Raw genomic sequence first — 11,257 nt, 5'->3', positions numbered from 1 at the left:
TGTCACCGGCGATGCCCGGTCCGCGGACCCGCGCGGCTCGGTGCCCGGGTGGTCGTCGGCCCGGGCGTGGCGCCCGCCGGTGCCCGCGGAGCCGCCGGTGGTCACTCCGTCGCCCCGGACGCCGTGATCTCGATCGTCGCCGTCGAGGTCCTCGGCGCGGTGCCGTGGGTCGAGCTTCTCGGCGGTCTGCTCCATACGACTGACGTCCCGCTTCTGCTCGTCGAGAGCTCCACGGTGCTTCTCCGCGTCCGCTCGGAGGCGCTCCGCCTCGGCGGCTTTGGCCTTCGCCTCCTGCTCCGCGGCGCCGGCCCGGTGCTCCTGCTCGCGGGCGACGGCATCCTGTCGCTCGAGTTGGCGTTCGCGATCCCGGGCGTCGCGGCGGAGTTCCGCGGCCTCGGTGAGCTTCTTACGGTTGTTGTTCCTCGCGGCCAGGGCGATGAGCGCGATGACGACGATCAACGCGATCACCCCGATGACGATCCAGACCATGGGGTCCACGACTGCCTCCCTCGTTGCGGGGTCGGATGATCCTGGAACGTAACCCCGCCGCGGCAACGCTGCCACCGGAGGCCGACGGCGTCCGGGGCGACAGGGCCGGGAGCGTCAGCGCCTAGAGAAGGACCCGCGGCAAAAGCCCGGCGTCCCTGGCCTCGCGGCTCAGCCGCTCCCGGTGGTCGGGGTGTGCGATCGAGATCAGCGCCGCGGCCCGCTGTACCACGGACTTCCCGCGCAGCGACGCGATGCCGTGCTCGGTGACGACGTTCTCGATGATGTTCTTGTGCGTGGTCACCGGGCTTCCCGGGGTGAGCGAGAGGGAGATCCGGCTGATCCCCTTCGACGTCTGGGAGGGGGTGACGATGAACCCGTGCCCGCCCGGGGAGAACCGGCACCCCCGCGCGAAGTCCGCCTGCCCGCCGGCCCCCGACCAGTACCGACCGCCGATCGTCTCGGACGCCGCCTGTCCGAACAGGTCGACCTCGCTGGTCGCGTTGATCGAATACAGGTTGTGCTCCCGTCCGATCACCCGCGGGTCGTTGACGATGTCCACGGGCAGCATCGCCACCGACGGGTTGTTGTGCAGCCAGTCCATCAGCCGCTGCGACCCCAGGGCGAAGGTCGTGACGTGTTTGAAGGGGCGCCCGGTCTTGCGCGAGCCGTCGATGACGCCCGCCTCGACCAGATCCATGACACCGTCCGAGAGCGCCTCCGTGTGGATGCCCAGGTGCCGGTGGCCGGTCAGTCGCGACAGGACGGCGTTCGGCAGTCTGCCGACACCGAGTTGCAGGCACGCCCCGTCCGGGACGCGCTCGGCGATGACGTCCGCGATCGCGTGGTCGACCTCGCCCGGCGGTGGTACCTCCACGGTGATCATCGGTGCGTCGTTCCGCGTGACGCCCGCCACCTGGGAGATGTGGATGTGATTGCGTCCGAACGTCCGCGGCATGTGGGCGTTGACCTCGACGAAGAAGGGGACCTGCCCGATGAACGACGCGACGTAGTCGGCGTTGGTGCCCATCGAGAAGAACCCGTGCTCGTCGATCTCCGAGACCGTCGTGATCGCCAGCCCGGGCGGCGAGAACTCGCGCAGGGTGGCGGGAACCTGGGCGAAGTCGACCGGGACGAGGTCGCAGTGCCCGCGATGGAAGTTCTCGCGCGAACCGGGACCGAGGAAGTAGTCGACGTGACGCAGCCGGCCGGGGTAGGCGCCCTCCATGAAGGGCAGCGACTCCCACGGGTCCATGTGGTGCACCGTGACGTCCGTCAATCCGTCCGCCCCGGCGTCCAGGGCCCGCAGGAGCGCCGGGGGCGCGGCGTTCTGGATCGGCGAGATGACGTGCATCCCCGGCGTCACGTGGTCGAGGACCGCCGCCGCGGGAAGCTCCTCGTACTCGACCGTCCTCATCGCGGGCACCTGCTCTCGGTGATCGGGGTCGGCGCGGTGCCGGGGCCCCGGCACCGCCGGGTCTCAGCTCAACGCCGGGATGACCTCTCGCTCGAACAGCTCGAGGCCCGTGGTGTCGGTCGCGATCTCGGGGAAGTAGAAGATGCCGTAGTCCATGCCCAGATCCCGCAGCGCGGTGAGCTTCTCGACGATCTGCTCCGGCGTCCCGACGCCGGGCAGGCCCCGGTACGCCCCCAGCTGGCGATCCGCCTCGTCCGGGCCCACGTGACGGGCCATGCGGTCGCGGAGTGACGCCAGCCGGTCGGCGACCTCCTCCTCCGTCTCGCCGATGGCCACGTTGTAGTTGGCCGTCATGGTGATCTCCGACGGGTCGCGGCCCAGGTCCGCGCAGTGCCCTCGCAGGACCTCGGCCTTGTGGGCGAAACCGTCGGGGGTGCCGTCGAAGTTCGTGTAATCGGCGTACCGGGCGGCGATCCGCAGGGTCTTGCGCTCTCCCCCGCCCGCGACCCAGACGGGGATGCCGCCCGGCTGCAGCGGCTGCGGCTGCACGATCGCCCCGTCCACCCGGTAGTGCTCGCCCTCGAGGGAGACGACTCCCTGTGACCACGCCTCACGCATGATGCGCACGCCCTCGTCGAGCATGCCCAGGCGTTCACCGGCGGACGGGAACCCGTAGCCGTACGCGCGCCACTCGTGTTCGTACCACCCGGCGCCGATCCCCATCTCGACCCGGCCACCGGAGATGTGGTCGACCGTCGCGGCGATCTTCGCGAGCAGGGCCGGGTTGCGGTAGCCGAGACACGTGCACATCTGGCCGAGCCGCACCCGCGAGGTCACCGCCCCGAGCGCCGACATCAGGCTCCACGCCTCGTGGGTCGCCTCGGACGAGGTCAGGGGCGCGGTGTGCATGTGGTCGTAGACCCAGACCGACTCCCACGGGCCGGCGTCGGCGCGGGCGGCGAGATCGGAGATCACGGGCCAGTGGCGGTCGGCCGGCACGTCGACCAGATCGAGGCGCCAGCCCTGGGGCAGGAAGAGACCGAATCGCATGGCACGAGCGTAGCGTCGCACCGGCGGTCACCGGCGGGATCGAGCCGGCCGGTCCCGATCCACCCGGCGCCCGGCCCACATCAGACGCTGGCGTCCTCGTCGTCGTCGTCGGGCGGATCCAGCTTCCCCGCCTCCAGGGTGAAGCCGGACGGCCGCGCCCCGTCCCGCGCGGAACCCAACAGTGCCACCCGCACCGTGGACTCGTCCGCGCCCGGCTGCGGCTCCCCGATGCGCGCATCGGCCGGCACCTCGACCCCGGCGTCGACGACGGCGGTCTCCACCCGCGCCCCGGAACGCACCACGGCGCCGGGCAGGATCACACTGTCGCGGACCCGCGCGCCCTCCTCGACGACGGCCCCGGGTCCGATGACCGAGTGCTCCACGGCGCCGCCCACGATCGCGCCGTGACCGACCAGCGACGTCGTCACCCGGGCGTCCGGGCCCGTCCTGGCCGGTCCGCTGAACGCCGAGGCGGTCCGCAACGTCCAGCCCGGCACGTCGAGCTCGTGCACCGGGGGCTCGCCGAGCAGATCCATGTGCCCCGCCCAGTAGGACTCGACGGTGCCCACGTCGCGCCAGTACTCGTCGTGCCGCCACTCCCGCGCCCGCCCGGCACCGACCATCGCCGGGAGGACGTTGTCGCCGATGTCGCCCATGTCGGCGTCGTCCTCGTCGTCGCTGTCGGCGGCGGCATCCGCGTGCGCCTTCTCGAGGTGGCGGATGAGGGCGGCGGTGTCGAAGGCGAAGACCTCCGCGCAGATGAGGTCGGTGGCCGGGTCGTCGGGCTTGTACGCGTAGTCGGTGACCGTGCCGTCGTCCGCCACGCGGACCACCCCGTACCGGCCCGCGTCCTCCGGGTCGACGCGGGTGGTGACCATGGTGACCTCTGCGGAGGACTCCAGGTGGTCGCGGACCAGACGGTCGTAGTCGAGGCGGTACACCGCGTCGGCGCTGAGCACGACGGTCACCTCCGGGCCGGCCTCACGCAGTGGCTCGACCTGCTTCCACAGTGCGTCGGCCGTCCCCGAGTGGAACCCGTCGCGGCCGGTCCCCTGCGACGGGTGCAGGACGAGCAGGCCCCCGTCCAGACGATCGAGATCCCACGGGCGGCCGCTGCGCAGGTGAGAGCCCAGTGATACCGGGTGGAACTGCTGGACCACCCAAACGTCTCTCAGGCCCGAGTTGGCCGCGTTGCTCAACGAGAAGTCGATGAGCTGGTACCCGCCGCCGTAGGGCACGGCCGGCTTGGCCCTGTCCCGGGTGAGAGCGCGGAGGCGAGATCCCGCGCCACCGGCGAGGACGATCGTGACCACGGACAACGGTGCCATGTGAGGGCTCCTTTCCGGGCGGGAGGGGAAACCCGACCCCGTCTGAGAACGACACTGTAACCGGAGCGGGAGCGCTCACCCACTGGTCGCCCGCACCGTACCGAGAGGTCAGGCCGTGGACATCGCCATGCCGAACTCGTCCAGTTCCTCTTCTCCGTCGAAGTACAGCGCCACGTAGCGCCCGGCGACCTCGGCGACCTGCATCTCCATGTCGTACACCGCTTTGAGGACGTCGGTCCGCATGATCTCGGCCGGAGTGCCGTCGGAGACGATCCGGCCGTCCTTCATGGCGATGATCCGGTCCGAGTAGGCCGCGGCGATATTGATGTCGTGGATGACGAGCACGATGGTCTTGCCCCGGTCCGCGGCGGTGCGCCGCAGCAACCGCATGATCGAGGTGGCGTGCCGTAGATCGAGGTTGTTGAGCGGCTCGTCCAGCAGGACGTAGTCCGTGTCCTGCGCCAGCACCATCGCGATGTGCGCGCGTTGCCGCTGGCCACCGGACAACTCGTCGAGATATCGGTCGGCGAGGTCCTCGAGCTCCATCGCCCCCAGGGCGTAGTCGATGTGCTCGGCGTCGCCCGGGCCGGGCCGACCACCGTTGTGTGGGAACCTGCCGAACCCGACGAGCTCACGCACGGTGAGCCTGATGGACACGGCGTTCTCCTGCCGCAGCACCGCGAGGCGGCGGGCCAGCTCACGCCCCCCGTCGACGGACACGTCGACCCCGTCGACGAGCACTTCTCCGGAATCCGCTGTCTGGAGCCGGCTCATGACTCCCAACAGTGTCGACTTTCCGGCGCCGTTGGGCCCGATGAGAGAGGTGACGCCACCGTGCGCGAAGCACGCCGACACCTCGTGCAGAACCTGCGTGTCGCCGTAGGACGAGCACACCGACCGCGCCTCGATGCCGCAGCCGGCCGACCACCGGCTTTCACCGGATCGGTCGCCGCGGCGTCGGAACGGGAGAAGGGACATGGCGTGCCTCTCTTTCAGCGTGCGCGGTTGGTCAGGAGCAGGAACAGGAACAGCAGGCCACCGGCGAACTCGATGACGATGCTCAGCGCGGACTCGACGCCGAGGGCACCGAGCACCATCTCTCCTCCCGCCAGAGCGATCACGCCCAGCAGCGAGGCCACCGGGAGCGTGAACCGGTGCAGGGTGGTGCCGAGCAGAGCGTAGGCCGCGTTCGCCACGATGAGCCCGAAGAACATCACCGGTCCGATCAACGCGGTCGAGGCCGAGACGAGGAAGGAGACCACCACGAGGACCACGATCGTGGCCCTGCGGTGGTTGACGCCCAGCGCGACGGCGGGATCGCGCCCCAGCAGCATCACGTCGAGCCGCCGACCGAGGACCGCCACGACGACGAGCCCCGCCACGACGATGACCCCACAGGCGACCAACACGTCGAGCTGGACGCCGCGGAAGCTCGCGAACATGGCGTCCTGAACCTGCAGGTATGCCGCCGGGTCGAGCAGTCGCTGGAAGAACGTGGAGGCGGAGCGGAAGAAGACGCCGAACACGACACCCACCAGAAGCAGCAGGTGGATGTCAGTTCTCCGGCCCCCGAGGAGCCACAGGTACAAGGAGGTCGACGCGACCACCATGATCGCGGTCTGGCCGAGGAAGCCGGAGAGACCGCCGCTGGTCAGTCCCCCGATGACCGCGGCGTCGCGCGGGACCATGAAGAACACGAGCATCGTCTGGATGAGCAGATACAGCGAGTCGAAGCCCATCAGCGCCGGAGTGAGGATCCGGTTGCCGGTGACGGTCTGGAAGAGCACCGTCGAGACCCCGACCGCGACCGAGACCAGGACGATCGCCACGGCGTGGCGTGTTAGTCGGTCCAGCGAGTAGCTCCAGGCCTTGGACCCCACCGTGGCCGGGAGCCCGGAGAGGACCAGGGCTGCGATCGTCGCGACGGCGACCGCAGCGCAGACGAGCACCACGAGCCAGCGACGGCGACGATCGGCCTCGACTCGCGTCCGTCCGCGCGAGAGGCTCTCCGGCGGGGCTACGAGGATGGCGGTCTCAGGCATTGCGCACTCCTCGCAGCATCATGGTCAGGAAGACGGCACCGCCGAGTATCCCGACGATCGTGCCAACGGGAACCTCGCCGGCGCCGGGGGCACCGCCGGCGAACACACCGGGGAGCGACCTGCCCACCATGTCGCAGACTAGGACGGTCACCGCCCCGAGGAGCGCCACGAGAGGCAGACCGCGGCGGGCGTCGTCGCCCACCAGCCGTGAGACCACATTGGGGACGACCAGCCCGAGCAGCGGGAGCGCGCCCACGGTGACCACGACGACTGCCGCGACCGCGGCCACGATGGCCATCCCGGCCGCGACGACGGTCTTGTGGTCGAGCCCGAGACCGGTCGAGACGTCCTCTCCCAGCCCCGCGACGGTGAAGCGGTCGGCGGCGATGTAGGCGAGTCCGCCGAGCACCGCCACCAGCCACAGCAACTCGTACCGTCCGGCCAGGACCGCGGAGAAGTCGGCGAGCATCCACGAGTTGAGCATCTGTAGCAAGTCGCGGGACAAGGCGAGGAACGCCGCGACGGCACCTATCACGGACCCGAGCATGATGCCGATGAGCGGCACCACGAAGGAGTCCGATACCGGGACGCGCCGGATACACGCGAGGAAGAGCGCGGTCCCGGCGAGCGCGAACACCATGGCGACCACCATCTTGGCGACGATCGGGGCACCGGGCGCGATGATCGCCACCACCACCAGACCCAGACCGGCCGATTCGACTGTGCCTGCGGTCGACGGCTCCACGAAGCGGTTCCGGGTGAGCAGCTGCATCAGCAGTCCGGCGATCGCCAGCGAGGCCCCCGCGAGGGCGGCCGCCGCCGTGCGCGGGAGACGGGCCTCGACGAGGTAGACGCGGTGCGCCTCGGTGAGCCCACCCGTGAGTACGTCCCACAGAGTGATATTCGCTGCGCCGACGAACACGCTGGCGACGAGCGAGAGCACGAGCGCAACGACGCCGAGCGCCGGCCACAGCGTTTTACGCTGCGGCCGGCGCTCGGCAAGGGTCGTCGTCATCAGTCAGTGGTGTCGACCGTCAGGAGACGGCGGTGTCGATCTCGTCGATCATCGCCTCGAGCACTCCCAGGCCACCCCCGACGAGGTACCAGTTCTGGCCGTCGAGGAAGTGGACGTTGTCGTTGGTCGCGGCAGCCGTGCGGTTGAAGAGCGGGTTGTCCAGAAGCGCGGACGCCGCCTCGCCCTCGGCACCGATCGCGGCGTCGCGGTCGATGACGAAGACGTGATCGGGGTTCAGCTCGGCGATCTGCTCCCAGCTGAGCGGGGCGCCGTGGCTGCCGTCCGACTCGAGCTCACCCGCGGGCGCCATGCCGAGCTCGTTGAAGATCAGGTCGAAGCGCGAGCCCGGTCCGTAACCGGTGACCTTGCCGCCTGACGTCATGAGAACGAGGGCCGTGCCCGCGCCCTCGGCCTTGGCCCTGGTCTCGGACACCATCTCGTCGATCTCGGCGAGTTCGTCCGAGGCCTTGTCCTGGGCACCGAACAGCGCGGCGATCTCCTCGACCTTCGCGCGGTTCGACGCGATCGTCTCGGAGGTGTCGGGGTCGCCCGCGATCACCTGGTCCGAGATCTTCGCGAACTCCGGCTCCATCTCCCGGGTGCGGTTACCGAACAGGATGAGGTCGGGTCCCAGTTCGGCGATGACGTCCATCTTCGGCTCCTTGAGGCTGCCGATATCCGTGTACTCGTCGCCCGAGTACGCATCCAGCGCCTCCGGGAATACACCCGTTTTCACCAGGCCGATGACCCGATCCTCCAGATCGAGCTCGTCCAGGGTGTCGGCGGCGGCGTGGCTCGTGAGCACGACGCGGGTCGGGCCCTCCCCCTCGTTGCCGCTGGACTGTGCGTCCGAACTCCCGCACGCCGTGAGCGCGCCACCGGTCAACGCGATCGCGGCCGTCGCGGCGACGATCTTGGGGAATCGCTTCATTTCACTCCTGGGCTAGTTCGGAAGGTTAGGCTCACCTTAACCACCCCCGTGGCCGATAGGCAAGTCTTAAGTATGGCTTGCCTCACTACCACGGCTCGCGCACTGCTGACGTCGTCCCGGGGGGACGGAGGACCGGATGCGGGAACGCCCCGGATTCAGGACAATCGGGGGCATGACCGAACGACAGTACGACCAGGACACCGACGGTGACTACGACGAGAACACGCTGGACGGCAGCGAGGGCCTCGACGCCGACGTGATCACGACGGACAACGAGGACCTGACCGTCGACGCGCCGGAGACGTGGAAGCCGATCGAGGAGAACCACGACCTCGACGACAAGCTCGCGGCCGAGCGTCCGGACGTCGACAGCCCGGAGCCGGAGGACGAGGGGGTCTCCCCCGAGCCCCGCGACGAGATCGACGAGCTCGACCCGGACGGCGAGACCCGGGTCCTCGGCGAGGCCTGACCGACGCGACCGACCCCGGCGGGAGGGAGGAGTCGCCGTGAGCGTCCCGGACATCGCGGAGGCGATGCGCGCGCAGGACCGCCGTCGCTTCCTCCCGCCGGAGGTCGTCGGAGACCACGCCCTCGACGCCCCGCTGCCCATCGGGCACGGGCAGACCAACTCCCAGCCGTCCACCGTGGCGGACATGCTGGCCCTCCTCGAGCCGTTCCGCGGCATGCGCGTGCTCGACGTGGGCTCCGGCAGCGGATGGACCTCCGCGATCCTCGGCGAGCTCGGCGGGCCCGAGTCGGAGGTCCACGCCGTCGAACTCATCCCGGAGCTCGTGGAACGCTCCCGCGAGGCGATCGATCAACCGTGGGTCCACGTCCACCACGCCGAACCGGGCGTCCTGGGCCTTCCGGGCCTCGCGCCGTTCGACCGGATCCTCGTCTCCGCGATGGCCGACGACCTCCCCCGCGACCTCGTCGCCCAACTCGGCGAGAACGGGATCATGGTCGCGCCGTGGGCGAACCGGATGCACCGGGTGCGGCGATCGGGCGGCGATCTCGAGCTCAGCGAGCACGGCGGCTATCGGTTCGTGCCCTTGATCCACACCCGATTCTGACCAGCATGATCCGGCAACTATCCTGGGGCGCAGATCATCCACCTGCAGACCCAGGAGCCGTCGATGGCCGACTTCCTCTACGAGGACCTTCTTCCCGTCGGGGAGGACACCACCGAGTACCGCCTTCTCACCACCGAGGGCGTCTCGACAGTGCAGGGCCCCGACGGCATGACATTCCTCAAGGTGGACCCCGAGGCAATCCGCCTGCTCACCGAGACGGCGATGCACGACATCTCCCACTACCTCCGTAGTGACCACCTCGCGCAGGTCGCCAAGATCCTCGACGACCCCGAGGCCAGTGACAACGACAAGTTCGTTGCGCTGGACCTTCTGAAGAACGCCAACATCGCCGCCGGCGGCGTGCTGCCCATGTGCCAGGACACCGGCACGGCCATCGTCAAGGGCGAGCGCGGCCAGCACGTGCTGACCCCCGGCCCGGACGAGGAGGCGGTCGCCCGCGGCGTCTACGACGCCTTCACCCGACTCAACCTGCGCTACTCGCAGAACGCGCCCATCACCATGTGGGACGAGAAGAACACGGGCTCCAACCTGCCTGCGCAGATCGAGATCGGCGCCAACACCACGCCCGGGTCGGAGAACGCCTACAAGTTCCTCTTCATGGCCAAGGGCGGCGGGTCGGCCAACAAGTCGTTCCTGTACCAGGAGACCAAGGCGATCCTCAACCCCGAGCGGATGATGCAGTTCATCGAGGAGAAGATCCGCTCCCTCGGCACCGCCGCGTGCCCGCCGTACCACCTGGCGATCGTCGTGGGCGGCACCTCGGCGGAGTTCGCGCTCAAGACCGCCAAGCTGGCCTCCGCGCATTACCTCGACGAACTGCCCCGCGAGGGCGCGATGACCGGCCGCGGGTTCCGCGACACGGAGCTCGAGGAGAAGGTCTTCGAGCTCACGCAGAAGATCGGCATCGGCGCGCAGTTCGGCGGTAAGTACTTCTGCCACGACGTGCGTGTGGTGCGCCTGCCGCGGCACGGGGCCTCCCTGCCCGTGGCGATCGCGGTCTCGTGCTCGGCGGACCGCCAGGCCAAGGCCAAGATCACCCCGGAGGGCGTGTTCCTCGAGCAGCTCGAGTTCAACCCGGGCCAGTACCTGCCGGCCACCACCGACGCGGAGCTGGACGCCGCGACCGACGGCGTCTCCGGCACGGGCAAGGGCGCGGCGGTGAAGATCGACCTCAACCGGCCGATGCCGGAGATCCTCGCCGAGCTGAGCAAGCACCCGGTCAAGACGCGGCTCTCGCTGACCGGTCCGCTGGTCGTGGCGCGCGACATCGCGCACTCCAAGATCAAGGAGCGCCTGGACGCGGGCGAGGAGATGCCGCAGTACCTCAAGGACCATCCCGTGTACTACGCGGGCCCGGCCAAGACGCCGGAGGGCATGCCGTCGGGCTCCTTCGGCCCCACCACCGCCGGCCGTATGGACTCCTACGTCGAGCAGTTCCAGGCCGCCGGCGGCTCCATGGTCATGCTGGCCAAGGGGAACCGCTCCAAGCAGGTCACCAACGCGTGCGCGACGTACGGCGGCTTCTACCTGGGCTCGATCGGCGGCCCGGCCGCCCGCCTGGCGCAGGACTGCATCAAGCACGTCGAGGTCATCGAGTACGAGGAACTCGGCATGGAGGCGGTGTGGAAGATCGAGGTCGAGGACTTCCCCGCGTTCATCGTCGTCGACGACAAGGGCGAGGACTTCTTCGCCCACACCGGTGAGGTCACGTTGACGATCGGCAAGCGCCCCGGCCTCTGATCCGTCCTCCCGGCCGTCGTCCGCGGGGCTCAGTCCCCGCGGGCGGCGGCCTCGAGCGTGGCGACGTCGAGCTTGACCATGCTCATCATGGCGGTGAACGCGCGTCGCGCTGCCTCGGGGTCGTCGCCCCGGGCCAGGTCGTAGAGCATCCGCG

General features: G+C 69.7%; 11 protein-coding genes. 3 read left to right on the top strand and 8 right to left on the bottom strand.

Annotated features, from left to right (window positions below; all coding sequences use genetic code 11):
- The 8 genes from G6030_RS01350 to G6030_RS01315 form a co-directional block, all read right to left on the bottom strand.
- A partial coding sequence (locus tag G6030_RS01350; protein WP_182641942.1) for a hypothetical protein occupies positions 1-498 on the bottom strand: 498 nt, incomplete at its 3' end.
- Positions 499-610: 112 nt separating this feature from the next.
- Positions 611-1,903 carry an acetyl-CoA hydrolase/transferase C-terminal domain-containing protein gene (locus G6030_RS01345; RefSeq protein WP_063972127.1) on the bottom strand — a complete coding sequence of 431 codons (1,293 nt, stop codon included), beginning with the start codon at positions 1,901-1,903 and terminating at the stop codon, positions 611-613.
- A gap of 63 nt (positions 1,904-1,966) precedes the next feature.
- Complete coding sequence (locus G6030_RS01340; protein WP_063972046.1) at positions 1,967-2,953, bottom strand: LLM class F420-dependent oxidoreductase; 987 nt, start codon at positions 2,951-2,953, stop codon at positions 1,967-1,969.
- Between the two features lie 80 nt (positions 2,954-3,033).
- Positions 3,034-4,281: a sugar phosphate nucleotidyltransferase gene (locus G6030_RS01335; protein ID WP_182641941.1), complete on the bottom strand. Its 1,248-nt coding sequence runs from the start codon at positions 4,279-4,281 to the stop codon at positions 3,034-3,036.
- 108 nt (positions 4,282-4,389) lie between these two features.
- Positions 4,390-5,259 (bottom strand): ATP-binding cassette domain-containing protein, encoded by an 870-nt coding sequence (locus G6030_RS01330; protein WP_082904165.1) that lies wholly within the window; start codon positions 5,257-5,259, stop codon positions 4,390-4,392.
- A 14-nt stretch (positions 5,260-5,273) separates the two neighbouring features.
- Positions 5,274-6,323, bottom strand: a complete 1,050-nt coding sequence (locus tag G6030_RS01325; RefSeq protein ID WP_082904164.1) for an iron chelate uptake ABC transporter family permease subunit — start codon at positions 6,321-6,323, stop codon at positions 5,274-5,276.
- Positions 6,316-7,338, bottom strand: a complete 1,023-nt coding sequence (locus G6030_RS01320; protein WP_182641940.1) for an iron chelate uptake ABC transporter family permease subunit — start codon at positions 7,336-7,338, stop codon at positions 6,316-6,318. The genes G6030_RS01325 and G6030_RS01320 overlap by 8 nt, the downstream gene beginning before the upstream one ends.
- Positions 7,339-7,357: 19 nt before the next feature.
- Positions 7,358-8,269 (bottom strand): ABC transporter substrate-binding protein, encoded by a 912-nt coding sequence (locus tag G6030_RS01315; RefSeq protein WP_063972043.1) that lies wholly within the window; start codon positions 8,267-8,269, stop codon positions 7,358-7,360.
- A 172-nt stretch (positions 8,270-8,441) separates the two neighbouring features.
- Here G6030_RS01315 and G6030_RS01310 point away from each other — a divergent pair, with 172 nt between their 5' ends.
- The 3 genes from G6030_RS01310 to G6030_RS01300 all read left to right on the top strand — a co-directional run bounded on the left by G6030_RS01310 (position 8,442) and on the right by G6030_RS01300 (position 11,103).
- The gene (locus tag G6030_RS01310; protein ID WP_063972042.1) at positions 8,442-8,738 is read left to right on the top strand and encodes a hypothetical protein; all 297 of its coding nucleotides are present in this window, start codon (positions 8,442-8,444) and stop codon (positions 8,736-8,738) included.
- A 37-nt stretch (positions 8,739-8,775) separates the two neighbouring features.
- On the top strand, positions 8,776-9,342 hold the full coding sequence (locus G6030_RS01305; RefSeq protein WP_156509406.1) for a methyltransferase domain-containing protein: 567 nt from the start codon (positions 8,776-8,778) through the stop codon (positions 9,340-9,342).
- A gap of 63 nt (positions 9,343-9,405) precedes the next feature.
- Positions 9,406-11,103, top strand: a complete 1,698-nt coding sequence (locus G6030_RS01300) for a fumarate hydratase (protein ID WP_063972041.1) — start codon at positions 9,406-9,408, stop codon at positions 11,101-11,103.
- Positions 11,104-11,257: the final 154 nt, after the last annotated feature.

Source organism: Dietzia sp. E1 (assembly GCF_014145015.1).
Lineage (GTDB): Bacteria > Actinomycetota > Actinomycetes > Mycobacteriales > Mycobacteriaceae > Dietzia > Dietzia cinnamea_A.
This window is presented reverse-complemented; position numbering and strand designations above follow the sequence as displayed.

What these genes read in the sequence shown, in the direction of transcription:
- G6030_RS01340 (WP_063972046.1), bottom strand. Translation starts at nt 2,953, where the DNA reads ATGCGATTCGGTCTCTTCCTGCCCCAGGGCTGGCGCCTCGATCTGGTC.
- G6030_RS01335 (WP_182641941.1), bottom strand. Translation starts at nt 4,281, where the DNA reads ATGGCACCGTTGTCCGTGGTCACGATCGTCCTCGCCGGTGGCGCGGGA.
- G6030_RS01320 (WP_182641940.1), bottom strand. Translation starts at nt 7,338, where the DNA reads ATGACGACGACCCTTGCCGAGCGCCGGCCGCAGCGTAAAACGCTGTGG.
- G6030_RS01310 (WP_063972042.1), top strand. Translation starts at nt 8,442, where the DNA reads ATGACCGAACGACAGTACGACCAGGACACCGACGGTGACTACGACGAG.
- G6030_RS01315 (WP_063972043.1), bottom strand. Translation starts at nt 8,269, where the DNA reads ATGAAGCGATTCCCCAAGATCGTCGCCGCGACGGCCGCGATCGCGTTG.
- G6030_RS01345 (WP_063972127.1), bottom strand. Translation starts at nt 1,903, where the DNA reads ATGAGGACGGTCGAGTACGAGGAGCTTCCCGCGGCGGCGGTCCTCGAC.
- G6030_RS01330 (WP_082904165.1), bottom strand. Translation starts at nt 5,259, where the DNA reads ATGTCCCTTCTCCCGTTCCGACGCCGCGGCGACCGATCCGGTGAAAGC.
- G6030_RS01325 (WP_082904164.1), bottom strand. Translation starts at nt 6,323, where the DNA reads ATGCCTGAGACCGCCATCCTCGTAGCCCCGCCGGAGAGCCTCTCGCGC.
- G6030_RS01300 (WP_063972041.1), top strand. Translation starts at nt 9,406, where the DNA reads ATGGCCGACTTCCTCTACGAGGACCTTCTTCCCGTCGGGGAGGACACC.